At 65.8% G+C, this 21,382-nt stretch carries 28 protein-coding genes and 2 tRNA genes; 21 read left to right on the top strand and 9 right to left on the bottom strand.

Annotated elements, in window-relative coordinates:
* Positions 1 to 23: 23 nt before the first annotated feature.
* From aat to HWW87_RS08315, 3 genes are all read right to left on the bottom strand, one after another.
* Positions 24 to 788, bottom strand: a complete 765-nt coding sequence (gene aat, locus HWW87_RS08325; protein ID WP_175819907.1) for a leucyl/phenylalanyl-tRNA--protein transferase — start codon at positions 786 to 788, stop codon at positions 24 to 26.
* An 11-nt stretch (positions 789 to 799) separates the two neighbouring features.
* The gene (locus HWW87_RS08320; RefSeq protein WP_006476111.1) at positions 800 to 1,345 is read right to left on the bottom strand and encodes an NUDIX hydrolase; all 546 of its coding nucleotides are present in this window, start codon (positions 1,343 to 1,345) and stop codon (positions 800 to 802) included.
* A 183-nt stretch (positions 1,346 to 1,528) separates the two neighbouring features.
* Positions 1,529 to 1,605, bottom strand: a tRNA-Met gene (locus HWW87_RS08315).
* Positions 1,606 to 1,802: 197 nt separating this feature from the next.
* Here HWW87_RS08315 and HWW87_RS08310 point away from each other — a divergent pair.
* From HWW87_RS08310 to HWW87_RS08300, 3 genes are read left to right on the top strand one after another with little or no spacing between them, the layout of a single operon-like run.
* On the top strand, positions 1,803 to 2,300 hold the full coding sequence (locus HWW87_RS08310) for a heme-degrading domain-containing protein (RefSeq protein WP_175819906.1): 498 nt from the start codon (positions 1,803 to 1,805) through the stop codon (positions 2,298 to 2,300).
* A 3-nt stretch (positions 2,301 to 2,303) separates the two neighbouring features.
* Entirely contained in the window at positions 2,304 to 2,642 is a 339-nt protein-coding gene (locus HWW87_RS08305; protein WP_174433340.1) for a multidrug efflux SMR transporter, read from the top strand.
* A 31-nt stretch (positions 2,643 to 2,673) separates the two neighbouring features.
* Positions 2,674 to 3,828, top strand: coding sequence for an enoyl-CoA hydratase/isomerase family protein (locus HWW87_RS08300; RefSeq protein ID WP_175819905.1), 1,155 nt, complete (start codon positions 2,674 to 2,676; stop codon positions 3,826 to 3,828).
* A 126-nt stretch (positions 3,829 to 3,954) separates the two neighbouring features.
* Here HWW87_RS08300 and HWW87_RS08295 read toward each other — a convergent pair whose 3' ends face one another.
* Positions 3,955 to 4,383, bottom strand: a complete 429-nt coding sequence (locus tag HWW87_RS08295) for a hypothetical protein (RefSeq protein ID WP_174386647.1) — start codon at positions 4,381 to 4,383, stop codon at positions 3,955 to 3,957.
* Positions 4,384 to 4,723: 340 nt separating this feature from the next.
* Between HWW87_RS08295 and ssuD the strand changes: the two genes are divergently transcribed.
* The 10 genes from ssuD to HWW87_RS08250 all read left to right on the top strand — a co-directional run bounded on the left by ssuD (position 4,724) and on the right by HWW87_RS08250 (position 11,325).
* A complete protein-coding gene (gene ssuD / locus HWW87_RS08290) occupies positions 4,724 to 5,881 on the top strand; it encodes an FMNH2-dependent alkanesulfonate monooxygenase (protein ID WP_059830926.1) in 1,158 nt (385 codons plus the stop codon).
* Between the two features lie 16 nt (positions 5,882 to 5,897).
* Positions 5,898 to 6,710, top strand: a complete 813-nt coding sequence (ssuC, locus tag HWW87_RS08285) for an aliphatic sulfonate ABC transporter permease SsuC (protein ID WP_175819904.1) — start codon at positions 5,898 to 5,900, stop codon at positions 6,708 to 6,710.
* Positions 6,707 to 7,666 carry an ATP-binding cassette domain-containing protein gene (locus HWW87_RS08280; protein ID WP_175819903.1) on the top strand — a complete coding sequence of 320 codons (960 nt, stop codon included), beginning with the start codon at positions 6,707 to 6,709 and terminating at the stop codon, positions 7,664 to 7,666. Before ssuC ends, HWW87_RS08280 begins: the two co-directional genes overlap by 4 nt.
* A 57-nt stretch (positions 7,667 to 7,723) precedes the next feature.
* Positions 7,724 to 7,939 carry a TOBE domain-containing protein gene (locus HWW87_RS08275; protein ID WP_006476104.1) on the top strand — a complete coding sequence of 72 codons (216 nt, stop codon included), beginning with the start codon at positions 7,724 to 7,726 and terminating at the stop codon, positions 7,937 to 7,939.
* Between the two features lie 146 nt (positions 7,940 to 8,085).
* The gene (locus tag HWW87_RS08270) at positions 8,086 to 8,283 is read left to right on the top strand and encodes a hypothetical protein (protein ID WP_174433344.1); all 198 of its coding nucleotides are present in this window, start codon (positions 8,086 to 8,088) and stop codon (positions 8,281 to 8,283) included.
* A 55-nt stretch (positions 8,284 to 8,338) separates the two neighbouring features.
* Positions 8,339 to 8,584 (top strand): hypothetical protein, encoded by a 246-nt coding sequence (locus HWW87_RS08265; RefSeq protein WP_174391169.1) that lies wholly within the window; start codon positions 8,339 to 8,341, stop codon positions 8,582 to 8,584.
* Positions 8,585 to 8,713: 129 nt separating this feature from the next.
* Entirely contained in the window at positions 8,714 to 9,700 is a 987-nt protein-coding gene (dusA, locus tag HWW87_RS08260) for a tRNA dihydrouridine(20/20a) synthase DusA (RefSeq protein ID WP_244107197.1), read from the top strand.
* Positions 9,701 to 9,754: 54 nt separating this feature from the next.
* Positions 9,755 to 9,830, top strand: a tRNA-His gene (locus tag HWW87_RS08255).
* A 225-nt stretch (positions 9,831 to 10,055) separates the two neighbouring features.
* Entirely contained in the window at positions 10,056 to 10,286 is a 231-nt protein-coding gene (locus tag HWW87_RS37550) for a DUF6566 family protein (protein WP_347879289.1), read from the top strand.
* Positions 10,287 to 10,809: 523 nt separating this feature from the next.
* Positions 10,810 to 11,325, top strand: coding sequence for a GNAT family N-acetyltransferase (locus tag HWW87_RS08250; protein WP_175819901.1), 516 nt, complete (start codon positions 10,810 to 10,812; stop codon positions 11,323 to 11,325).
* A 94-nt stretch (positions 11,326 to 11,419) separates the two neighbouring features.
* Here HWW87_RS08250 and HWW87_RS08245 read toward each other — a convergent pair whose 3' ends face one another.
* Positions 11,420 to 11,884: a hypothetical protein gene (locus tag HWW87_RS08245; RefSeq protein WP_175819900.1), complete on the bottom strand. Its 465-nt coding sequence runs from the start codon at positions 11,882 to 11,884 to the stop codon at positions 11,420 to 11,422.
* A 295-nt stretch (positions 11,885 to 12,179) separates the two neighbouring features.
* Between HWW87_RS08245 and HWW87_RS08240 the strand changes: the two genes are divergently transcribed.
* On the top strand, positions 12,180 to 12,575 hold the full coding sequence (locus HWW87_RS08240; RefSeq protein ID WP_175819899.1) for a hypothetical protein: 396 nt from the start codon (positions 12,180 to 12,182) through the stop codon (positions 12,573 to 12,575).
* A gap of 684 nt (positions 12,576 to 13,259) precedes the next feature.
* Here the strand turns inward: HWW87_RS08240 and HWW87_RS08235 are convergent.
* The gene (locus tag HWW87_RS08235) at positions 13,260 to 14,003 is read right to left on the bottom strand and encodes a DUF695 domain-containing protein (protein ID WP_175819898.1); all 744 of its coding nucleotides are present in this window, start codon (positions 14,001 to 14,003) and stop codon (positions 13,260 to 13,262) included.
* A gap of 183 nt (positions 14,004 to 14,186) precedes the next feature.
* Here HWW87_RS08235 and HWW87_RS08230 point away from each other — a divergent pair, with 183 nt between their 5' ends.
* The 5 genes from HWW87_RS08230 (at position 14,187) to HWW87_RS08215 (ending at position 16,570) form a co-directional block, all read left to right on the top strand.
* On the top strand, positions 14,187 to 14,495 hold the full coding sequence (locus HWW87_RS08230) for a phosphatidylserine/phosphatidylglycerophosphate/cardiolipin synthase (RefSeq protein WP_174391163.1): 309 nt from the start codon (positions 14,187 to 14,189) through the stop codon (positions 14,493 to 14,495).
* Between the two features lie 40 nt (positions 14,496 to 14,535).
* Positions 14,536 to 14,781, top strand: a complete 246-nt coding sequence (locus HWW87_RS37545; RefSeq protein WP_347879280.1) for a hypothetical protein — start codon at positions 14,536 to 14,538, stop codon at positions 14,779 to 14,781.
* A gap of 103 nt (positions 14,782 to 14,884) precedes the next feature.
* Positions 14,885 to 15,424, top strand: a complete 540-nt coding sequence (locus HWW87_RS08225; protein ID WP_175819897.1) for an aspartyl-tRNA synthetase — start codon at positions 14,885 to 14,887, stop codon at positions 15,422 to 15,424.
* A 164-nt stretch (positions 15,425 to 15,588) separates the two neighbouring features.
* A complete protein-coding gene (locus tag HWW87_RS08220; protein ID WP_175819896.1) occupies positions 15,589 to 16,062 on the top strand; it encodes a VOC family protein in 474 nt (157 codons plus the stop codon).
* Between the two features lie 280 nt (positions 16,063 to 16,342).
* Entirely contained in the window at positions 16,343 to 16,570 is a 228-nt protein-coding gene (locus HWW87_RS08215) for a hypothetical protein (protein WP_175819895.1), read from the top strand.
* Between the two features lie 150 nt (positions 16,571 to 16,720).
* On the opposite strand, the gene HWW87_RS08210 is transcribed toward HWW87_RS08215, so the two are convergent.
* Both HWW87_RS08210 and HWW87_RS08205 read right to left on the bottom strand, forming a co-directional pair.
* Entirely contained in the window at positions 16,721 to 17,344 is a 624-nt protein-coding gene (locus tag HWW87_RS08210; protein ID WP_027784365.1) for a phospholipase D family protein, read from the bottom strand.
* Between the two features lie 324 nt (positions 17,345 to 17,668).
* Entirely contained in the window at positions 17,669 to 18,157 is a 489-nt protein-coding gene (locus tag HWW87_RS08205) for a helix-turn-helix domain-containing protein (RefSeq protein ID WP_175819894.1), read from the bottom strand.
* A 187-nt stretch (positions 18,158 to 18,344) separates the two neighbouring features.
* Between HWW87_RS08205 and HWW87_RS08200 the strand changes: the two genes are divergently transcribed.
* Positions 18,345 to 18,782 carry a PaaI family thioesterase gene (locus HWW87_RS08200; protein WP_006484216.1) on the top strand — a complete coding sequence of 146 codons (438 nt, stop codon included), beginning with the start codon at positions 18,345 to 18,347 and terminating at the stop codon, positions 18,780 to 18,782.
* A gap of 146 nt (positions 18,783 to 18,928) precedes the next feature.
* A complete protein-coding gene (locus tag HWW87_RS08195; protein WP_174391157.1) occupies positions 18,929 to 19,981 on the top strand; it encodes an NADP(H)-dependent aldo-keto reductase in 1,053 nt (350 codons plus the stop codon).
* An 87-nt stretch (positions 19,982 to 20,068) separates the two neighbouring features.
* Here the strand turns inward: HWW87_RS08195 and HWW87_RS08190 are convergent, their stop codons facing one another.
* Complete coding sequence (locus HWW87_RS08190; protein WP_175819893.1) at positions 20,069 to 21,355, bottom strand: MFS transporter; 1,287 nt, start codon at positions 21,353 to 21,355, stop codon at positions 20,069 to 20,071.
* Positions 21,356 to 21,382: the final 27 nt, after the last annotated feature.

Genomic DNA, 21,382 nt, shown 5'->3' with positions numbered 1-21,382 from the left:
CGATGCAGGGAAGGAGTGCCGCGCTAGCGCTCGGTCCCGGAGGGCGCCGCCGTTTCGGCGGGGCCCGTCAGCGCGGCGAGCACGCGCTTGTCGAACTGCCACGGAATCGGCGGTTCGGCTACCGCGCGGCGCACGTGAGCGACAAAGGCCTTGCGTGCGATCTCGCGGCCGCCGAGCGACGCTAGATGCGACGTATTCTGCTGGCAGTCTATCATTTCCAGCCCCTGCTCGCGAAGGTGCGCGATGAGCGCGGCGAGCGCGATTTTCGACGCATCGGTCGCGTCCGCATACATCGATTCGCCGAAAAACATCCGCCCGAACGACACGCCATAGAGGCCGCCGACGCGGCGCCCGTCGTGCCACGTCTCGATGCTGTGCGCGTTGCCGGAGCGGTAGAGCGACGTATAGGCGTCGATGATCTCGGCGGTGATCCAGGTGCCGCGCTGCCCGCGGCGCGGCGCCTGCGCGCAGGCGCGCATCACGCCGGGAAAGTCGTGATCGACGCGCACCTCCCATTCCGGCTCGCGCAGCACGCGCTTCAGCGTCTTGCGCAGCGACGGCGCTACCTTGAATTCGGCCGGCACGAGGATCATGCGCGGGTCGGGGCTCCACCACAGCACCGGCTGGCCGTCCGAGTACCACGGGAAGATGCCGCGCAGGTAGGCGTCGATGAGGCGCGACGGCAGCAGGTCGGCGCTCGCGGCGAGCAGCCCGGGCGCGCCGGTCGCGGGACCGAGCGCGCGTTCGATGGACGGAAACGGATCGTCCGGGCCGAGCCAGGGAACCATGGGTGCGGGGCTCAGCCGTTGCGCAGCGAGCGGAAGATATCGCCGGTGTGCACGCCGTAGTCGCCGGCGGCGCGATCGGCGAAGAAGAAGCGCAGCGTCTGGCTGACGGTCGGGAACGCGATCTCGTCCCACGGGATGTCGGCTTCGTCGAACAGTTTCACTTCGAGGCTTTCCTCGCCGGCTTCGAAGCCCGGGTCGGTCAGCCGTGCGAGGTAGAACAGGTGCACCTGGTGCACGTGCGGCACGTTGAGCAGCGTGAACAGGTTCTGCACCTCGACGCGCGCGCCGGCTTCCTCGAGCGTTTCGCGCGCGGCGGCTTCCGCGGTCGTCTCGCCCATTTCCATGAAGCCCGCCGGCAGCGTCCAGAATCCGTAGCGCGGTTCGATCGCGCGGCGGCACAGCAGGATCTGGTCGCCCCAGACCGGGACCGTGCCGACGACGTTGCGCGGATTCTGATAGTGGATCGTGCCGCAGTGATCGCAGACGAAGCGCTCGCGATTGTCGCCCGGAGGAATGCGCGCGAGGACTTCGTGACCGCAGACGGAGCAGAATTTCATGTCGAGTGGAAGGGACGAGGTGATGCGAGTGTATCACCGGCCCGAGGCATTCTCGAACGCCCGCGCATGCGGCGGCGTGTCGTGCGAAACGGCGGGCGCGCGAGTGAAGAGGGCGCGGCGCCCGGACGCGCAAAAACAAAAAGCCCGGCGCGAGGCCGGGCTTTTTGCGAAATTCTGGACGGTTGGTTGCGGGGGTAGGATTTGAACCTACGACCTTCGGGTTATGAGCCCGACGAGCTGCCAGACTGCTCCACCCCGCGTCCGTCGAAGAAATGAATTATATGGGCTAACCCGAATGCGTGCAAGTGTTTTCTGACAACTGCATCGCGAGCGCTGGTGGGGCCGGTACGGGGAGGCACGTGCGCTAGAATCGAGCGGTTTGTGTCGTCATCCCGGCAGCGGCCCTGCGCGATCGCATCGGCGCCGTTGCGACTCTCATTACTGCATCGACGGATTCATGGACATCGCTCACGATCTGCAATCGATCGGCGCGCAGGAACAGGCGCTCGTGTTTCCCCATTTCGACCCGGCCCGCGCGTGGGCGCTCGGCAACCGGATGCATGCGCTCGCGACGTCGCGCGGGCATGCGATCGCGATCGACATCGTCACGTTCGGCCAGCCGCTGTTTTACGCGGCGCTCGCCGGCGCGACGCCCGACAACGCCGACTGGGTGCGCCGCAAGCGCAACGTCGTCGCGCATTTCCGCCGCAGCTCGTATGCAATCGGCCTGCGCATGCAGCAGGCCGGCGCGACGCTCGCGGACAAGCACGGGTTGCCGGTCGCCGAGTATGCGCCGCACGGCGGTTCGTTTCCGCTGACCGTCGCCGGCGCCGGCGTGATCGGCTCGATCACCGCGTCCGGGCTGCCGCAGCGCGCGGACCACGAGTTCGTCGTCGAGGCGCTGTGCGCCGAGCTCGGTCACGACTACGCGGTACTGGCCCTCGCAAGGAGCTGAGCGATGCAGCTGCCCGGTTACGCATGGCTCGCGATCGCGATCGTCGCGGAAGTGATCGGCACGTCCGCGCTCCGCGCGGCGGACGGCTTCACGCGCTTGTGGCCGTCGGTGCTCGTCGTCGCCGGTTACGGCGTCGCGTTCTACTGCCTGTCGATCACGTTGCGCACGATGCCCGTCGGCATCATCTATGCAGTCTGGTCGGGCGCCGGCATCGTGCTGATCACGCTCGTCGCGATGCTGCTTTATCGCCAGGTGCCGGACGTGCCGGCGGTGATCGGCCTCGGGCTGATCATCGCGGGCGTCGTGGTGCTGAACCTGTTCTCGAAGATGCAGGCGCACTGAGCGTGCGGCTGCCGTTTGCCGGATGACCTTCATGACCGATTCCACTTCCGCCGCCGTTTCCGCCGAATCCGCCCAGCCCGACGTGCGCGCGTATGTCGCGAACCGCATCGGCTTTCTCGAACTGAACCGGCCGAAGGCGCTGAATGCGCTGTCGGTCGGCATGATCCGGCTGATGCAGCAGGCGCTCGACGCGTGGCGCGACGATCCCGACGTCGTCGCGGTCGTCGTGCACAGCCCGCATCCGCGCGCGTTCTGCGCGGGCGGCGACGTGCGCTTCTTCCACGACGCGTGGCAGCGCGGCGACCGCGATGCGGTCGACACGTTCTTCATCGAGGAATACACGCTGAACCACACGATCTTCACCTATCCGAAGCCGTACATCGCGCTGATGCACGGCGTCGTGATGGGCGGCGGCATGGGGATTTCGCAGGCGGCGCGGCATACGGGCGGCCTGCGCGTCGTGACCGACTCGACGAAGATGGCGATGCCCGAAACGCGCATCGGCCTGTTCCCGGACGTCGGGATGAGCTGGTTTCTCGCGCGCACGCCCGGCGCGATCGGCCGCTATCTCGCGGTGACCGGCGCGACGCTCGATGCGGCCGGCGCACTGTATGCGCAGCTCGCCGACGTCTACCTGCCCGACGCCGCGCTGCCGGCGCTGCTCGACACGCTGCGCGGCGCGCGCGTCGACAGCGGTGCGCAGGTCGTCGCGTGCGTGACCGAGGCGGCTGCCGCGCACAAGGTCGTGCCGACGCCCGACACGTCGGCGCTCGCCGACGCGCGCGCCGGGATCGACCGGCATTTCGCGCAGCCCGACCTCAATGCGATCCTCGCGTCGCTCGACGCCGAGCAGGATTGCGCGGCCGTCGACGGGTGGGTCGAGAAGGCGACCCACGCGATGCGCGAGCAGCTGTCGCCGCTGTCGATGGCCGTGTCGCTCGAAGTCGTCGAGCGGGCCCGCGGCGCGACGATGGCCGATTGCCTGCGGCGCGATCTCGATCTCACGCGCTCGACGTTCGCGCGCGGCGACGTGATCGAAGGCGTGCGCGCGCTGATCGTCGACAAGGATCAGCAGCCGGTCTGGCGCTTCAAGACGACCGCCGATATCGATCGGGCCGACGTGCTCGCAATGTTCGACAGCCCGTGGACGCCCGACACGCATCCGCTGCGCAAGCTGAAGGACTGACGTCGATCAGGCTGACCCGTGCGGCCGATCGACGCGCGACACGGAAACGAAAAGGCCGCGTGCACATGCACGCGGCCTTTTTCATGAACGTCGGTCGGTCTGAAGGGCGCGTTGCCTGCGCCGGCGTTATTCGTCGCCCGCGTTGTCCGACATGAACGCGCGCATGAACACGAGCGCGCCGAAGCCCCATACCGCATTCGCCGCGAAGCCGGCCGCGAGCACGGGCATCATGTTGCCCGACGGCCAGATGCCGCGCAGCGGATCGATCGCGAACACACGGGCGGCCGTCAGCACGATGCCGCCGAACACGAGTGCGCCGATCCACGATGCTTCGCGTTCCGGCGAGACGCGCAACAACCACGCCATCGGAATCGCGCAGCACGCGCTGATTAGCGCATTCGCGACAAATTCAGGAATGCCGAGCGGCGCGAACGGTTGTGTCGAGAAGCCGGTTGCGGCGATCAGGTCGGCCGTGTGGAGAAGGGCGAGCGTGGCCTCGCGGAAGAACAGTGCGGCCAGGAAGCCGGACAGGAATGGCAGGATGACTTTCTGCATCGATGAGTGCACCGCAGGCGCGCACGGCCGGGGCTGGGCGCGCGGAGTTATTCGGATAGGTGCGCCATTATAGGGCCCGGCCGCGGCGATATTCGCTCCAGCGTCGTGCTAATCACGAAAGCGGAAAACCTAAGCTCAAAAAAATCGTTCCAAAGCCCTGTACCGATCCCTAGACTGATTTCCCAGAAACAGCCGTGCAATCGCGTCCTCGTCCGCTGCACGGCCTGACCGGCGAGCCATCCCGATTCGAATGCACACCATGCATGCGTCGCTCATCCGCGACGCGAGCAGGGCGAGGTTTTTTCAAATTTCGGCAGTGACAGTCAAGCAGGAGCAGCAGATGAATGTGTTCTGGTTTATCCCCACGCATGGCGACAGCCGCTATCTCGGCACGGCCGAAGGCGCGCGCGCCGCGGACTACGATTACTTCAAGCAGGTCGCCGTGGCGGCGGACACGCTCGGCTACGACGGCGTGCTGCTGCCGACCGGCCGTTCCTGCGAGGATGCGTGGGTCGTCGCGTCGAGCCTCATTCCGGCGACGCAGCGCCTGAAGTTCCTGGTCGCCGTGCGCCCCGGCATCGCTTCGCCGGGGCTGGCCGCGCGGATGGCCGCGACGTTCGACCGCCTGTCGGGCGGCCGCCTGCTGATCAACGTCGTCACGGGCGGCGATGCGGCCGAGCTCGAAGGCGACGGCCTCTTTGCCGATCACGACACGCGCTACGAGATCACCGACGATTTCCTGAACATCTGGCGCGGGCTGCTCGCCGCGTCGCACGACAACGGCGGATTCGACTACATCGGCAAGCACCTGCAGTCGAAAGGCGGCAAGGCGCTTTATCCGCCCGTGCAGCATCCGCATCCGCCGCTGTGGTTCGGCGGCTCGTCGCCGGCCGCTCACGCGATTGCCGCCGATCACATCGATACTTACCTGACCTGGGGCGAGCCGCCCGAGGCTGTCGCGAAGAAGATCGCCGACATTCGCGCCCGTGCCGATGCGCGCGGCCGCAAGATCAAGTTCGGCATCCGCCTGCACGTGATCGTGCGCGAGACCGAGGACGAGGCATGGCGTGACGCCGAGCGGCTGATCAGCCGGCTCGACGACGACACGATCGCGCGTGCGCAGAAAGCGTTCGCGAACATGGATTCGGAAGGCCAGCGCCGGATGGCCGCGCTGCACGGCGGCAAGCGCGGCGGCCGCGAGGCGCTCGAGGTCTATCCGAACCTGTGGGCCGGCGTGGGGCTCGTGCGTGGCGGCGCCGGCACGGCGCTCGTCGGCAATCCCGAGCAGGTCGCGGAACGCATGCGCGAATACGCGGATCTCGGCATCGAAACGTTCATCCTGTCCGGCTATCCGCACCTCGAGGAGTCGTATCGCTTCGCCGAGCTCGTGTTCCCGCTGATCAAGGGCAAGGGCGTCGAGAAGGCGGCCGGCCCGCTGTCGGGGCCGTTCGGCGAGATCGTCGGCAACAACTATCTGCCGAAGACGAGCCAGAGCTGAGCGACGGAGGCCTGCGATGACAACGAAAACGTCGACGATGGGCGTCGCCGTGGCCGCCCGCGCGTGGCGCGGCGTCGCGCCGTGGCTCGTGCCGCTCGCGTTGCTGGTGGTGTGGGAAGTCGGTGCGCGCACCGGCTGGCTGTCGACCCGCGTGCTGCCGGAGCCGGTGGCGGTCGTGCGCGCGGCCTGGTCGCTCGTGACGTCGGGCGAAATGTGGGCGAATGTGAAAGTGAGCACGTGGCGCGCGCTGTTCGGCTTCGCGATCGGCGGCGGCGTCGGCCTTGCGCTGGGGCTCGCGACCGGGCTGTCGAAGGCCGCCGAGGTCGCGCTCGACTCGACGATCCAGATGATCCGCAACATCCCGGCGCTCGCGATGATCCCGCTCGTGATCCTGTGGTTCGGCATCGACGAGAAGGCGAAGCTGTTCCTCGTCGCGCTCGGCGTGTTCTTTCCCGTCTACATCAATACGTATCACGGGATCCGCTCGGTCGACGCGAACCTGATCGAGATGGCGAAGAGCTACGGCGTGCGCGGCTTCGCGCTGTACCGCGACGTGATCCTGCCCGGCGCGTTGCCGTCGATCCTCGTCGGCGTGCGTTTCGCGCTCGGGCTGATGTGGGTGATGCTGATCGTCGCGGAAACGATCTCCGCGCAGTCGGGCATCGGCTACATGACGATGAACGCGCGTGAATTCCTGCAAACCGACGTGGTGGTGGTCGGCATTCTGCTGTACGCGGTGCTCGGCAAGCTGGCCGATGTGCTGGCGAAATGGATCGAGCGCGTGACGCTGCGCTGGCACCCCGCTTATCAATCAGGAGCAAAGGCATGAATGCGACGACTTCGGCGGCCGCCTACGGCCCGCTCGCCGGCGCAGACCTCGAGGCCGAGCTGGCGCAGGCCCGCGTCGCGGACGGCGATGCGCGCGACGCGGCGATCCTCGAACGTGACGGCAGCGCATCGGTCGTGCCGCTCGCCCGGCGGCGCGCAGGCGGCCCGGCACCCGACGACGCGGTCACGCTGTCGGGCGTCAGCAAGCGCTTCGGCGCCCGTACGGTGCTCGACAACGTCGAACTCGGCATCGCGCGCGGCAGTTTCGTCGCGATCGTCGGCCGCAGCGGCTGCGGGAAATCGACGCTGCTGCGTCTCGTCGCGGGGCTCGAGCAGCCGAGCAGCGGCGCGCTCGTGACGCGCGGCGAGGGCGGCGGCGCGCTCGATACGCGGATCATGTACCAGGACGCGCGCCTGCTGCCGTGGAAGACCGTGCTGCAGAACGTGATGCTGGGCCTCGGCCGCGGCGCGCGCGACCGGGCCCGCGCGGTGCTCGACGAAGTCGGGTTGCTGGAACGCGCGAACGACTGGCCCGCGCAACTGTCGGGCGGGCAGCGGCAGCGTGTCGCACTGGCCCGCGCGCTCGTGCACCGGCCGCAACTGCTGCTGCTCGACGAGCCGCTCGGCGCACTCGACGCGCTTACCCGCATCGAAATGCATGCGCTGATCGAGCGCCTGTGGCGCGAGCACCGGTTCACCGCGCTGCTCGTCACGCACGACGTGCAGGAGGCCGTTGCGCTCGGCGACCGCATCCTGCTGATCGAGCAGGGGCGCGTGGCGCTCGACCAGCCGGTGCCGCTCGACCGGCCGCGTGCCCGTGCGTCGGCCGCATTCGCGGCGCTGGAGGATCGCGTGCTGAAACGCGTGCTCGCCGGCGGCCCCGGCGCGGCCGATCAAGACGCGGAGCAAGAAACAGACAAGGTTCGACCGGTCGGGCAGATCCGCTGGGCCGTTTAATTCCGGGCGGCTCCGGCCGCCCGTTCTGAGACTTTTTTCTTCGGAGCGATCATCCCGATGAGCATCACTGCAATCAACGTACGTAACCAGTTCAAGGGCAAGGTCAAGGAGATCATTCGCGGGTCCGTGGTCTCCGAAGTCGACGTCGAGACGCCGTTCGGCATCGTCACGTCGGTGATCACCACCCGTTCGGTGGACGAACTCGAACTGAAGGTCGGCGCCGAAGTCGTCGCGCTCGTGAAGTCGACGGAAGTCTCGATCGCGCGTCTCTGAGCGCGCGGGTCGCGCATCGGTGCGACGCCGCCGGGCAGGCAACGTGCCCGGCGGCGCCGTATTGCATTCGCGCAGCGCGTTTGCCTCGGTATTCGACTTCCGGACGAAGTGCTAGGATGGAACGACACCGATGCCGGAGGCCGCGCATGACCCCCATCCTTTCCCCCGAAGCCATCGAGGCGCTGAAATGGATCGACCAGTTCGGCGACAGCCGGCCGGTTCCCGCCGCGTTCGACGACGTCGTCTATGCGTTGCTGAATGACGGGCTGATCTATCAGGCGACGGCCGACCGGGTCGACCTGACGGCCGATGGCCGGTCGTTTTTGTCCAACGAATACGATTGAGCGTGCGGCGCCGGCCGCGCAGGCAGCCTGGCGCGGCGTCGCCACGGAGCGTGCGATGGAACCGAGAGGCAGCGACCTCGGCGATTTCAGCGAGCCGTACCGCGGTTTCGAGATCGAGGTGAAGACCGAGCAGGTCTGGGACGGCGAGCATGCGCATTACCGCGTGCTGCAGGGCGATGCCGTGCGAATCGACTGGCGGCTGGTCAAGGTCGACGGGATGTTGCTCACTGAACGGCGCGTGATCGAGCGCGTGCTCGACGAGGCGCGCCGGGCGGTCGATGCGGAACTGGGCGACGGCTAGCGCACGTGTCGGGCGGGCATGGCCGGTATTGCGGTAAAATGTCGGGTTGTTTCCGTGCCGCCTGGCCTGTACCCGAATTCCATGTCCGCTCCGTCCTCGCTTCCTCCCCGCCGTGTATCCGTTGCGCCGATGCTCGACTGGACCGACCGTCATTGCCGGTCGTTCCACCGCACGCTGACGCGCAATACGTGGCTGTATACGGAGATGATCACGACGGGCGCACTGCTGTTCGGTGATGCCCAGCGGCATCTTGCGTTCACGCCGAGCGAATCGCCGGTCGCGCTGCAACTGGGCGGCAGCGAGCGGGACGATCTCGCGCGCGCGGCGAAGCTTGGCGAGCAGTGGGGCTACGACGAAATCAACCTGAATTGCGGATGCCCGTCCGAGCGCGTGCAGCGCGGCGCATTCGGCGCATGCCTGATGAACGAGCCGCAGCTCGTCGCCGACTGCGTGAAGGCGATGCGCGATGCGGTGTCCGTGCCGGTGACGGTCAAGCACCGGATCGGCGTCGATGCGGTCGAGGACTACGCGTTCGTGCGCGACTTCGTCGGCACGGTGGCCGAGGCCGGTTGCGAAACGTTCGTCGTGCATGCCCGCAACGCGATCCTGAAGGGGCTGTCGCCGAAGGAGAATCGCGAGATCCCGCCGCTCAAGTACGACTATGCGTATCGGTTGAAGCGCGATTTTCCGTCGCTGGAGATCGTGATCAACGGCGGCATCACGACGCTCGATGAAGTTGCGCAGCATCTCGAGCACGTCGATGGCGTGATGCTCGGCCGCGAGGCGTATCACAACCCGTACGTGCTGGCGGAGGTCGATGCGCGCTTCTACGGGGCGACCGCAGCGGTGCCGACGCGCGAAGAGGCCGAAGCGCAACTGATCGCGTATTGCGCGGCCGAGCTGAAGCGCGGCACCTACCTCGGCGCGATCGTGCGGCACGCACTCGGGCTGTATCGTGGCATGCCGGGCGCGCGTGGCTGGCGTCGCGTGCTGTCCGACAACAAGAAGCTCGCACGCGGCGATCTGGCCGTGTTCGACGAGGCACGCGCGCATCTGAGCGAAGCCGAAGAATTTTTTGAAAAAAAGGCTTTGCAAGATTCAAAAGACTTCGTATAATCTTGTTCTTCGCTGCTGAAACAAAACAGCGAAGCGAAGCAAGCAGTATCAGTGGTGGCTGTAGCTCAGTTGGTAGAGTCCAGGATTGTGATTCCTGTCGTCGTGGGTTCGAGTCCCATCAGCCACCCCAACAAATTCAAGCAAAAAGCCCGGTTCATTGAACCGGGCTTTTTGCTTTCTGGCGTTCGGACACAACAGCCACGGTGCGTCTTGGTCACGGCGTCTTTAATGAAGTGGCACCCCCGTATTCAATGAATCAACCGCGATGTCATTTCGGCCTCTCGCACTTCAAAATAACGATTGCGCAAAGCGCGCTGCGCGACAGCAACATCAGGCGCATGGAAGGTGACGCCCTCTGCACAAGAGAATCGAATGCCATACTGATGAATTCGACGGTTACGAAATCATCGTCGAGTCCGTGCAGCCGGCACCCGGCAGCACGTGGATGGCGAACGTTCGGGTTCGCAAAGACGGAATCGAGTTGCCCCGGCGATATGACTTCGATACCGAATATCAGACCTCGGACGAGGCGACGCGTGCAGGTGTCGAAATCGGGCACGCGATCGTGCGTGGTATCGACCGATAGCACCGCTTGTCTGGCATTTCCGATGCGGATGACGGAGATGGCGACGAGGCCCCGAGCCTGCCTCGTATCGCGCTTCCTTGTCGTTGCGCCGACAACGTTCGTACCCGTTTGCCCGCGAAGCTTCCTTTCCTGCCTAAGGTTCCCGCGCGCCGTGCCGTTATCTTCTCTGGACAGCCCTCGTGCCTCGAATGCTGATCCGTTTTCTTGCCTGCTCGCGCAAAACGCGAGCAGGCTTTTTTCGTTTACGACCGCCCATAACCGGCTGATTGGCGGAATCGAACAGGGGCTTGGCGCAAACCGACAAGGCGTAACAGTCTTGCATACGTGTAATGTATGACCTTCCTCGTGCCCTCATGCTTTGCAGGGCCGTTCGATCCCGACGACCGGAGAAGGTGTCGGGATTTTTTTTGCCCGCGTGCCGACCTTCCGACGACGAGCCCCTGCGAAATGCATCCCGCAAAGCACGGTATATTTTGCGACGACACATGCCGATCAAGAGAACCAGCACAAGGAGTTGCTACCGATGCCGGACACCCGGGCCACACTACGCGCCGCGACGGCGCACGACGCGAACCGCATTGCTCGCCTGCACACGCTGAGCTGGCAAACCGCCTATAGCCACATCCTTCCGGCCACCTATCTGTCCGACGAGGTGCCGACGGAGCACGCGGTCCGGTGGCGCAAGTATCTCGATCGCAACGAGCGCGAGTGGGGCCTCGTGCTGATCGCCGAGTCGAATGGCGAGCCCATCGGCTTCGTCAGTGCCGAGCGCCCCGTCGATCCGGCGCTTGGTGTGTTGCTTGACTGCCTGCACGTTCATCCTTCGCATCACGGCAGCGGTACGGGCAAGCGCATGATCGAAGCCGTTCGCGCATGGGCCCGGTCGATCGGCGTGGACAAGGTCCATTTGCAGGTGCTCGAGGGCAACGTGCGCGCGATCGGGTTCTACGAACACAACGGCTGGCAATTGGCCGGTGTCGAAACGAGCCGTATCGGCCAGACGGAAGTCACCGACCGGATTTACGCGATCCAGGCTTGAACGCTTGCCGGCATCGGCGCGAGCGGCGGCACGAGAGTGCAACTGCGTCTGGCTGCTATGGAAGCGCCAGGTGAAAGCCGAACGGACTTTGCCATCACACGCCGCAATACCGCACAAGCAAATCGGCTTCGGTCTCGTGGATTTCGACGGGCAGGATCGTCGCGCCGGCATAGGCGAGATAGCGTGCGCGATGCTGGCCGTTACGGAACGATGCGACGCCGATTTTCGACAGGCCGGGAATGCCGAGCAACGTTCGCGTTCTCGTCTCGCGAAACGTGATGAACGGCATGTCCGGAATCCGGTCCTGGCTCGGATCGAGGAATTCGCGAATGCCCGCGGCCTTTCCAGGTGCCCAGTACTGAACCGACGGCAGCACATAGTCGGTGGTGTCGCGGTCGGCGCAGGCCAGCAGTTTCTTCAGGTCGATCGTCACGACCCGATGTCGAGAGTCGTCGGACGAGAATACCCGCTTGAGGTGCGTGTAGGCATAGGGAGCGTGCCCGGGAAGCTGGACGATCCAGACATCTACGCCGCTTTGTCGTGCGTGAGCGAGCGTCATTATTTCCTCTGGTGGCGCAAGCGGTCTTTGTGATTCGAGTTTAGCAGCGCGGACGGCTGCACTGCAGGTCGATGCCAAAAATAGGAAAACGGAGCGACTTACGGGCTCAACCGGCAAAAAGAATGGGAGCGGTCATACGTTGGCGGTCCGTATCGACAGGCCGCGACAATATCGCGATACTGCCGGCGCAGAATGAAACCCTGCGCGAAATTCACGCAAGATTCACACGGTGTCGAGAAGCACGTCAGGCGCCGGGCATCATGAAAATTGAGAGGGCACATTGAGCGGAGAAGCCATGTCGTCGAAACTCGAGATCGAATATCTCGATTACCGTTTCACCGCAACGCTTGAAATCACGGAGTCCGGCCGTACTGCCGCTGTCGACAGGCAGCTCGAATCCGAGGTGCGAAGCAAGACGCTCGGGTGGATCGTATTCGATCGTTTTCTGGAGCGAAACGATTTCGCCGATGAAGAGGACGCGCGCGCCAATATCGTCGACTGGCTGGAGCGGCTTGCCGCTCCGAGGGCCGTCGCATCGACCGGGATTGCGACGGCGGGCGCGGTGGCAATCGGCGCGGTGGCGGCAGATTCGTCGACAGCCGAAATCATCGGCGACGCCGCTATTGAAATCGTCAGCAATCTCGACTGGATCGATATGTTTGCCGACTGGTTTTCCAGTGGCTCGTTGTAGCGACGAACTCGTATTTTCGTGACGCAGATCATTGCGCGCAAGAAATTCCGCACGAAAAAATGAGGCGGAAATCGCATCGCGCGAAAAAAATAGAATAATCCTGCTTTGACAATATCCGCGACTTACCGGAAACTGCGCCCGGGTCTGAAAAATCGACTTGAATTAAAACAAAATAAAGCGCTGGAATGTAAAGACGAACGCTGTCGACCGGATCTTCGTCAGCGAGGCCGGCAAGCAATGCGTCACGCTCGAATCATGACGGCCACCGGCACGCGAGCATGCCGGTGGCCGTCACATTGTTACTAAAGGGTGAGTTGCCGCACAGACCATCGCGCGACCCGCGATCACAATTTGACCGGTTGACCGTTCTTCCCCGGCCCGGTCAACTATTTCCCCGCTCGCTCGTGCAGGAGCGGGGGCTTTTTGCCCCCCGACGCCGGAAGGTTGCGTCGGCGGAACCGGACAGGCGTTCGGCGGGCGGCGCGACGGCACTCGTTCGCAACCCGACATTCGTTCGCCTGATCCGCAAGAATCGCTTTCCTCGTGCCTGAGCGAACCCTCAGGCCCATCGCCGGTTTTTCCGGCGATGCCTTGATCCCGGCGGCGCGCAACAACGCGCTGCCGGGATGTTTTTTGCGTCAGATAGCGTGCGTCACATCACACGCCACGGGCATGGCGCTCCGCTCAGCCAGCCTGTTCGACGCTGGTTTCCCATCCGTCGTAGTTCCCGCCGAGCGCGCGCACCTCGCGATTGAGCACGAGCGTATGGCGCGTGATGTCGGCGAGCGCCATCGTGCCTTCGTGCGAAAACCGCACCGCCGACTTGCCGTCTTCGGTCGGCGCGACCGATTCGACCGGATAGCCTTTCGCTTCGGCCCAGTCCGCAAACTGGTGCGCGTCGCTCGGGTCGGGGAAGTACGCCCAGTGCATCACGCGCCGGCTCACGTCAGGGACGTCGCCTTGCTGCCGCAGCGCCTCCAGCGTGCGCATGTCGCGCATGATCTGCCAGTCGTCGTCGGTCGGGTAGAGCGTCTGCCAGTATGTCGTCTTGTCCGGATCGTCCTGATGGGCGTACTGCAGCGCATAGGTCGTCTGGTCGGCCAGCGAGTCGACGATCTCCGCGGCTGCCTCTTCGTCGAACGGCACGTAGAAAAGAAAATCCCGGTTGCCGTCGACGGTGATGCGGCCGACCTGCACGCCGTCTTTCGCGGTGATCGCGGCGTCGAGCAGATCCTCGATCTTCGCGAGATCGGCGAATTCGTCGCCGGTCGGCAGACCTTCGGGCGACGGATGCGCAAAGGGAACGCGCACGCTGAGCAGCGACGTGCGCGGATCGCTTTCGGCGATTTCCGCAAAGCCGTGGTTGAAGCTGATGAAAGCCTGATGGTCGCCCATTCTGGCAGGGAAGGTTCCCCAGGCGTCGCTCATGTGTTTCTCCCGTACACGATTGTCTGTTGACGGTTGCAAAGCGTCCCAATGTATCATCGAAAATCGCGTTGGCCGGAGCCGCGCACCTGATCGCGGGCCGTGCGCGCTGCGCAGGCGAGGTCCGGACTGTTCGCCGCTCGCCGCATGCATGCGGCAGGCCGCAAAAATTCAAAGGAGATGCCGATGTCGACGTTCGCGGTGAATGGTGTCCGAATCGATCCGCTCAGCGCGCGCGTGACGCACGTGCGCTGGGCGGCCGTGAACCCGGCCGATCGCTCGTGGGCGGCGGCGCCCCGCGAGGCCCCGGTGGCGGACGTGGCGCGCGCGCTCGCGTCCGGTAACGATGTCCGTGCGATCTTCTCGGCATCGGACACCACTGCAATCGGGCCCAGGCTGAAGCGCGTGCTGTATCGCGATGCGTCGGAAGGCATCGAGCTCGACATCGATGCAACGAGCGAGTCGCGCACGTTGCGCGACCTGCCGCAGATCTGACTGCGAGCCGTTACCCAAAACGAATCGTGCGAGTGCGCCCATGACCCTGTCCAGATCCGCCATCGTCCCGCCGGCATTCGCGCTCTGTCTGGCGATTGCCGCCTGTCAGACCTCCGGGCCAGCGCCCGTGCAACCGTCGCCCGAGACTGCGTCGGCGCCTGTTCCTGCATCGTCGCCGCCTGCCGCGCCGATTCGCGGCATGGGCGTCGCGCCTCATCTGGCAGCGCAGAGCCATTGGGCCATCGGTCAATGCACGACCAACGGTACCGTCAAGGTATGCAATTGACTGGCGTCGGCGCAATGGTGCGTGATTCGCGCCACCGGGATCGGAATTCCGACATGCCGCCCTCGTCGATGGGCCGGCGGCCGTCGACACGAGCCGGCGTGCAATGAACGACGAACGCGAAACGACGGATTCCGGCTGGCACGTCGATCCCGTCGCGGGAACGGTCACCGGTTCGTTGCCGGTGACGCTGGCGGTCGACGGCCGAAGCCTGAAAAGCAGGGCGGTCGTGTGTGCGGGGCTAGCTGCGGCGAGCCTGTGCGGTTATGTGGCCGCTCCGACGCTCTGGCCAGTGGCGGCGCTGGCCGCGCTGCTGGGGCTGTCCAGTGCCGCGTTGTTCGTCTCGTCGCGGCGCAAGATGTCGCTGCAGATCGACGAGACGGGCTTCCGGCTGATCGGCTCCGCGCGGGAAAAACCGGTCACGCCGTGGCGTGACGTCACGGAATTCCGGATCGTCCGCGTCGCCGGTAATCATTACATCGGCTACCAGTTCTCCGTACATTCGTCGCGCACGAGGGTGCCGGGTGGCGTGATGCTGCCGATCGCCCGGTTTGCCGATCTTCCGCTCGACGCGGTGGCCGAGTTGCTGGAGGCCTGCCGCCGTCAGTTCGGCCTGCCGGACGAACCGGCCGACCGAACGGGCTGACGAGGCCCGGTGGGGCGCCCTGTGCACCCAGTGGCTCAACCAAACAAAAAAATCCCGTGTGTCGTGTCGATTTCCGCGGGAGTCGTCCGTCGTAGCATCGGAGGCGTGCGCATCGCGCGTCCGTCCCGATTTTCGATACGACAACCGACTGAAGGAGCGACACCATGGCCACGTCCGTCAAGCCGATCCCGGAAGGGATGCGCACGCTGACCCCGCATCTGATCTGCGCGGGCGCAACCGCAGCCATCGACTTCTACCAGCGCGCATTCAATGCGACCGAACAGTTTCGCCTCGCGATGCCCGACGGCCGGCTCGCGCATGCGTGCCTCGCGATTGGCGATTCGACGCTGATGCTGGTGGATGAAATGCCCGAGCACGGTGCGCTGGGCCCGAAGGCGCTGAAAGGCACGCCCGTCTGCCTGCACCTGTACGTGCCGGATACCGACGCGGCGATCGCGAAGGCGGTCGCGGCCGGCGCGACGGTCACGATTCCGGCCGCCGACATGTTCTGGGGCGATCGTTACGGGCAGGTCGAGGATCCGTTCGGGCATCGCTGGTCGCTGGCGACGCATCAGCGCGACCTGACACCCGAGCAGATCGCGGAGGCCATGGCCAGCGCGCCGCCCTGCGGGAGCTGAACCGACGCCGGCGCCCGACCGCGGCCGAGCGGCTGCGCGGCGGCTTGATCCGCCGCGCCGGCCCGGCTCGTCCGCGGTTATGCGCCGGCCGTTTTGCCACGCTGCAAGTCCTGCAGCGGCGGTGATCGGGTTCGTGAAGGGCGGTGAAGATGCAGTAAGAAGCGGGCGTCATCGACCCGTGTTTCGTCCCGATGCGGAATCGGACGGGCGATACCTCAAGGTGCGCGGCGCCATGCCGTAAACAGGACGAGTCCAATCGTTCATCGCATCCCATCGCACCATGGTTCGAATTCTGTACGCGGGCTATCTCGCGTTTGCGCTGTATCTCCTTTACCCGCTGGTTCAGAACACGCTGATGTTCAGCACCGATTGCGTGCGCAGCGTGCTGCCGATGGGCGACCACGGCTTGTCGGCGAATTCGGCAAGCGGTGCGGACGGGCACGTGAACCGCTGTGTGTCGAGCGCGCATGCCGGCGCAGCGACCGGCCGCGCGCCTGAAATCCATTGAACGCGGCGGCATCGCGCATGGCGGCCGCTTCGCGAGCCGGCATGCTGGCCATTCGGCCGAATTGAACATCGCGCCGTGCTCGCCGATCATCTGCCACACCGCGGCAAAAATGCGAGCGGTCGAGCGCCGGGCGAAAGCGCGTGTCGCGCGTCAGTAGCTGGAGCGGTACGGCGTGCCCTGGTCGAAGCGGCTTTGCCAGTGCGTGAGGTAGCGCGACGCGAGTTGCGGATTGTTCCAGACCACGACGACGTTCTCGGAATTGCGGCTGGCCGCCGACGCACTGTAGTTGAACGAACCGGTTTCGACGTGCTCGGCGTCGATCACGAGGTACTTGTCGTGATGGATCGCATAGGCGTCGATCGTGCGCGTCGGGATGCCCGCGTTGACGAGCAGGTTCAGTGCCTGCTTGCTGCTCTTCGCGCGGTTGCCCTTGTCGTCGACGACCACCGCGACGTTGACGCCGCGGCGCTTGGCGGCAAGCAGCGCGCGTGCGACGGGCGGCGACGTGAACGAGTAGGCGGCGACCCGGATCGAGCTGCGCGCCGCCCCGATCGCTTTCAGCACGAGCGCCTCGGCGCCGCCGTCGGGCGAGAATGCCGATTCGACGACCTGGGTCGCGGGCGCTTCGTGAGTGGGGGCCGGCAGCCATCGCGACACGAGATCGATCGCTTGCTGGAGCAGCGATTCGCTTTGCGTCTTGCCGAAGGCGGCGAAGGGTGTGGCGAGCAGGGAAGCGGCGAGACAGGCGGCAGCGAGGCGATTGCGCGACAACATCTTGGACAGCGAATAATTTCGAGACAGCGGGCCGTGAGTGTAACGCACGCGTGGCGGCCTGGTCACGTGCGGATGCGAAGCGATGGTCGGCAGAGGTGTTGGGGGTGACGCAAAGTTGCGTTGTGCAGCTTCGTGTGTTCAATCGGGACGATCAACGGATAGCGGATAGGGCCGGCGATGGCATGCGATTGCGTTTACCGTTGCAGGGCACTCGCGTGCGAGCAATGCGTGCGCCCGGTCGGCTGGACCCAGACTCAACGCGGCCAGTGGCCCAAGCGGACGTCTAGCGGGCGCGTCAGACAGACATCCGCGCGCGGCGCATCGTCAATCCCTGGCTGCAGACGCCCCGGCCTCGTCGGGCGTGATCCAGCCGGGCCCGGGCTCGGGCTGCACATCGCGCGCGTCGAGCGGTTCGCCGCAGGCCGAGCATACGGTCACCGCGTGCATCAGCTGACCGCAGGCTCGGTGGCGCAATTGCACCGGCGGCCCCTGGCCGTCGTCCTTCCAGCGATCGCCCCACGCCATCAGTGCGAGCAGGGCCGGGTAGAGGTCGAGGCCCTTTTCTGTCAGCCGGTATTCGAAGCGCGGCGGGCGTTCCTGATACGCGCGCTTGACGAGCACGCCTTCGTCGACGAGCCGCGCAAGCCGTTCGGCCAGCACGTGGCGCGTCAGGCCAAGCTGGGCCTGGAACGCATCGAAGCGGCGGCAGCCGAGGAAGGCGTTGCGGAGGATCAGCATGGTCCAGCGGTCGCCGAGCACGGCGAGCGTGCGCGCGACCGAACAGTTCAGCGTGCCGATGTCATCCCATTTCATCGTCGAGTCTCTTGCCTCTTGCGGCGGTCGTGCGGCGGTTCTGCGAAATAGCGAGTTCGATTATAGAACCCGCCTTCGGTCGTAACGGGCGCGGTCGCGTTGACAAGGACCGGCATCGTTGACAATAATTAGTTCCAATTTAGAACTTACTCGCGCGGCGACGCGCTTTCAACCCGGAGACAACCCGATGAATCCGCTTTCCCTGTCTGGCCTCGATCTGCTGCGTGCCGCCGTGTCGGGCGACGCGCCCCTTGCGTCGATTTCCGAGACGATCCCGATGCGTCCGCTCGACGTCGAGCTCGGTTACGTGAAGTTTTCGGCGCGGGCGGACGGCCGGCACCTGAACCCGCTGGGCGGCGTGCACGGCGGGTTCGCCGCGACGGTGCTCGATTCGGTCACCGGGTGCGCGGTGCATTCGATGCTCGACGCGGGCGTCGGTTACGGCACCGTCGATCTGCATGTGAAGATGCTGCGGCCCGTGCCGCGCGACGTCGACCTGATCGCGGAAGGGCGCGTGATTCACCTGTCGCGTTCGCTGGGCGTCGCGGAGGGCACGCTGAAGACGCCGGACGACAAGATCGTCGCGCATGCGTCGGCGACCTGCTTCATTCAGCGCCCGCAGTGACGGAGGGCGGCAGCACCGTCGTCCGAGCAGGCGTGAACCCACCGGGCAGTGCCGAAGGCCGCTTGTAAGCGTGCGCGGCACCCGTCTGAAGCAGTCGCCTTCAATGTGATAGCGTTCCTGCTTTCCACCGACGCGACAGGAACAGCATGGAATACCGCACACTCGGCGATTCGGGCATCGAGGTCAGCCTGATCGGTCTCGGCACGATGACGTGGGGCGAGCAGAATTCGGAGCGCGACGCGCACGAGCAGATCGACTACGCGCTCGGGCAGGGCGTGACGCTGATCGATGCCGCGGAAATGTATCCGGTGCCGCCGAAGCCCGACACGCAGGGTCGCACCGAGCAATACATCGGCACCTGGATCGCGCAGCATCGCGCGCAGCGCGACCGCATCGTGCTCGCGACGAAGATCGCGGGGCCGGCGCGGCAGCCGCATAATCCGCGCCATATTCGCGGCGAGGGCAACCAGTTCGACCGCAAGAACCTGACCGAAGCGCTCGACGGCAGCCTCAAGCGCCTGCAGACCGACTACGTCGATCTCTACCAGCTGCATTGGCCCGATCGCAGCACGACCACGTTCGGCCGTCCCGCGTATCCGTGGGTCGACGACGCGTACACGGTGCCGATCGAGGAAACGCTCGGCGTGCTCGCGGAATTCGTGAAGGCCGGCAAGGTGCGCGCGATCGGCGTGTCGAACGAAACGCCGTGGGGTGTCGCGCAGTTCCTGCGCGCGGCCGAGCGGCTCGGGCTGCCGCGCATCGCGAGCATCCAGAATCCGTACAGCCTGCTGAACCGCACGTTCGAAAACGGGCTGTCGGAATTCACGCATCGCGATGGCGTCGGCCTGCTCGCGTATTCGCCGCTCGCGTTCGGCTGGCTGTCCGGCAAGTACGAGAACGGCGCGCGTCCGGCCGGCGCGCGCATCACGCTGTTCGAGCGTTTCCAGCGCTACAGCAAGCCGCAGGCCGTCGAGGCGACGTCGCGTTACGTCGCGCTCGCGCAGCGTCACGGGCTGTCGCCCGCGCAACTGGCGCTCGCGTTCGTCAACAGCCGCCCGTTCGTGCGCAGCAACCTGGTCGGCGCGACGTCGCTCGAGCAGTTGAAGGAGAACATCGGCAGCATCGACGTGACGCTGTCCGACGAGATCCTCGCCGAGATCGACGCATTGCACGAACGGCAGCCGAATCCGGCGCCGTAAACGGCGCGCGGCCCGTGCGGCGGCGCTGCCGCGACGGGCCGAGTCGGGCGGTCTCGGCGGCGCACCGCTGCGCCGTCGTTTCTCGCGTCAGCGCATCTTCAGCCGCGTGCGCGCGACGAACAGCGCGGCGAGGCTCAGCAGCGCACACCCCATCAGATAGAGCGCCGGCGACAGCCGGTTGCCGGTCGTGCTGATCAGCCAGGTGATGACGAACGGCGCGAAGCCGCCGAACAGCGTGACGCCGGTGTTGTAGCTGACCGCGAGGCCGGTTGCGCGCGTCTGCGACGGGAACAGTTCGGCCATCAGCGCCGGCAGCGCGCCGCAGTACACCGCCTTCAGCGCGCCGATCCAGACCAGTGCGGCGAGCATCGTCGCGAACGACGCGTGGCGCGTGAGCCACGCGAACGTCGGCCAAACGGTCAGCAGCATCAGCACGGCCGCGACCGCCATCATGCGGATCCGCCCGGTGCTGTCGGACAGATGACCGACGACCGGCGTGACGAGCGTCAGCACGAAGCCGGTCGCGAGTGTCGCCGCGAAGCCCGTCGATGCCGGCAGCCCGAGCTGCTTGATCGCGTAGGTCGGCATGTACAGGATCATGTAGTTGATCGCGGTCGAGATCACGAGCGCGCCGACCGACAGCAGCAGCCGCAGCTTCTGGTCCGCGAACAGCTCGCGCACCGGCGCTTCGGAGCGCGCCTGCGTCTTGAACTCGACGCCTTCGTCGACGTAGCGGCGGATGTACAGCCCGACCGGGCCGATCGCGAGGCCGAACAGGAACGGCACGCGCCAGCCCCAGCTTTCGAGTTGCGCGGAAGTCAGCGTGGCCGTCAGCAGCGCGCCGAAACCCGACGCGAGCAACGTCGCGAGGCCCTGGCTCGCGAACTGCCAGCTCGACATGAAGCCGCGCCGCTGCGGCGCATGCTCGACGAGGAACGCGGTCGAACTTGCGAATTCGCCGCCCGCGGAAAAGCCCTGCATCAGCCGCGACAGCATGATCCCGAGCGGCGCGAGCATGCCGATCGATGCGTAGGTCGGCATCAGCGCGATCAGCAGCGTGCCGGCCATCATCATCGCGATCGACAGCAGCAGCGACGCCTTGCGGCCCGCGCGGTCCGCGTACGCGCCGAGCACGAAGCCGCCGATCGGCCGGATCAGGTAGGACAGCCCGAACGTGCCGAGCGTCAGCATCAGCGACGTCGCTTCGCTCGTGGCGGGGAAGAACAGCTTGGCGATCGTCACCGCGAAGAAGCCGTAGACGATCAGGTCGAACCATTCGAGCGCGTTGCCGATCGACGCCGCGAAGATGATGCGGCGGATCTTCGCGGCGCTGGGGCGCGCGGCGTCCTGCGAGGTCAGGGTGGTCGTATTCATCGTGTGTGCAGTCCCGTGAAAGGGGCG

Origin of the sequence: Burkholderia sp. BCC0419 (assembly GCF_902830285.1) — a bacterium.
In the GTDB taxonomy this organism is placed as follows: domain Bacteria; phylum Pseudomonadota; class Gammaproteobacteria; order Burkholderiales; family Burkholderiaceae; genus Burkholderia.
Note: the sequence above shows the minus strand (reverse complement) of the source record. Positions and strands in the feature narration are given on the sequence as shown.

Excerpts from the sequence above, each read along its gene's own strand:
- aat (WP_175819907.1), bottom strand. The coding sequence starts at position 788 with ATGGTTCCCTGGCTCGGCCCGGACGATCCGTTTCCGTCCATCGAACGC.
- HWW87_RS08320 (WP_006476111.1), bottom strand. The coding sequence starts at position 1,345 with ATGAAATTCTGCTCCGTCTGCGGTCACGAAGTCCTCGCGCGCATTCCT.
- HWW87_RS08310 (WP_175819906.1), top strand. The coding sequence starts at position 1,803 with ATGGACATCGCTCACGATCTGCAATCGATCGGCGCGCAGGAACAGGCG.
- HWW87_RS08305 (WP_174433340.1), top strand. The coding sequence starts at position 2,304 with ATGCAGCTGCCCGGTTACGCATGGCTCGCGATCGCGATCGTCGCGGAA.
- HWW87_RS08300 (WP_175819905.1), top strand. The coding sequence starts at position 2,674 with ATGACCGATTCCACTTCCGCCGCCGTTTCCGCCGAATCCGCCCAGCCC.
- HWW87_RS08295 (WP_174386647.1), bottom strand. The coding sequence starts at position 4,383 with ATGCAGAAAGTCATCCTGCCATTCCTGTCCGGCTTCCTGGCCGCACTG.
- ssuD (WP_059830926.1), top strand. The coding sequence starts at position 4,724 with ATGAATGTGTTCTGGTTTATCCCCACGCATGGCGACAGCCGCTATCTC.
- ssuC (WP_175819904.1), top strand. The coding sequence starts at position 5,898 with ATGACAACGAAAACGTCGACGATGGGCGTCGCCGTGGCCGCCCGCGCG.
- HWW87_RS08280 (WP_175819903.1), top strand. The coding sequence starts at position 6,707 with ATGAATGCGACGACTTCGGCGGCCGCCTACGGCCCGCTCGCCGGCGCA.
- HWW87_RS08275 (WP_006476104.1), top strand. The coding sequence starts at position 7,724 with ATGAGCATCACTGCAATCAACGTACGTAACCAGTTCAAGGGCAAGGTC.
- HWW87_RS08270 (WP_174433344.1), top strand. The coding sequence starts at position 8,086 with ATGACCCCCATCCTTTCCCCCGAAGCCATCGAGGCGCTGAAATGGATC.
- HWW87_RS08265 (WP_174391169.1), top strand. The coding sequence starts at position 8,339 with ATGGAACCGAGAGGCAGCGACCTCGGCGATTTCAGCGAGCCGTACCGC.
- dusA (WP_244107197.1), top strand. The coding sequence starts at position 8,714 with ATGCTCGACTGGACCGACCGTCATTGCCGGTCGTTCCACCGCACGCTG.
- HWW87_RS08250 (WP_175819901.1), top strand. The coding sequence starts at position 10,810 with ATGCCGGACACCCGGGCCACACTACGCGCCGCGACGGCGCACGACGCG.
- HWW87_RS08245 (WP_175819900.1), bottom strand. The coding sequence starts at position 11,884 with ATGACGCTCGCTCACGCACGACAAAGCGGCGTAGATGTCTGGATCGTC.
- HWW87_RS08240 (WP_175819899.1), top strand. The coding sequence starts at position 12,180 with ATGTCGTCGAAACTCGAGATCGAATATCTCGATTACCGTTTCACCGCA.
- HWW87_RS08235 (WP_175819898.1), bottom strand. The coding sequence starts at position 14,003 with ATGAGCGACGCCTGGGGAACCTTCCCTGCCAGAATGGGCGACCATCAG.
- HWW87_RS08230 (WP_174391163.1), top strand. The coding sequence starts at position 14,187 with ATGTCGACGTTCGCGGTGAATGGTGTCCGAATCGATCCGCTCAGCGCG.
- HWW87_RS37545 (WP_347879280.1), top strand. The coding sequence starts at position 14,536 with ATGACCCTGTCCAGATCCGCCATCGTCCCGCCGGCATTCGCGCTCTGT.
- HWW87_RS08225 (WP_175819897.1), top strand. The coding sequence starts at position 14,885 with ATGAACGACGAACGCGAAACGACGGATTCCGGCTGGCACGTCGATCCC.
- HWW87_RS08220 (WP_175819896.1), top strand. The coding sequence starts at position 15,589 with ATGGCCACGTCCGTCAAGCCGATCCCGGAAGGGATGCGCACGCTGACC.
- HWW87_RS08215 (WP_175819895.1), top strand. The coding sequence starts at position 16,343 with ATGGTTCGAATTCTGTACGCGGGCTATCTCGCGTTTGCGCTGTATCTC.
- HWW87_RS08210 (WP_027784365.1), bottom strand. The coding sequence starts at position 17,344 with ATGTTGTCGCGCAATCGCCTCGCTGCCGCCTGTCTCGCCGCTTCCCTG.
- HWW87_RS08205 (WP_175819894.1), bottom strand. The coding sequence starts at position 18,157 with ATGAAATGGGATGACATCGGCACGCTGAACTGTTCGGTCGCGCGCACG.
- HWW87_RS08200 (WP_006484216.1), top strand. The coding sequence starts at position 18,345 with ATGAATCCGCTTTCCCTGTCTGGCCTCGATCTGCTGCGTGCCGCCGTG.
- HWW87_RS08195 (WP_174391157.1), top strand. The coding sequence starts at position 18,929 with ATGGAATACCGCACACTCGGCGATTCGGGCATCGAGGTCAGCCTGATC.
- HWW87_RS08190 (WP_175819893.1), bottom strand. The coding sequence starts at position 21,355 with ATGAATACGACCACCCTGACCTCGCAGGACGCCGCGCGCCCCAGCGCC.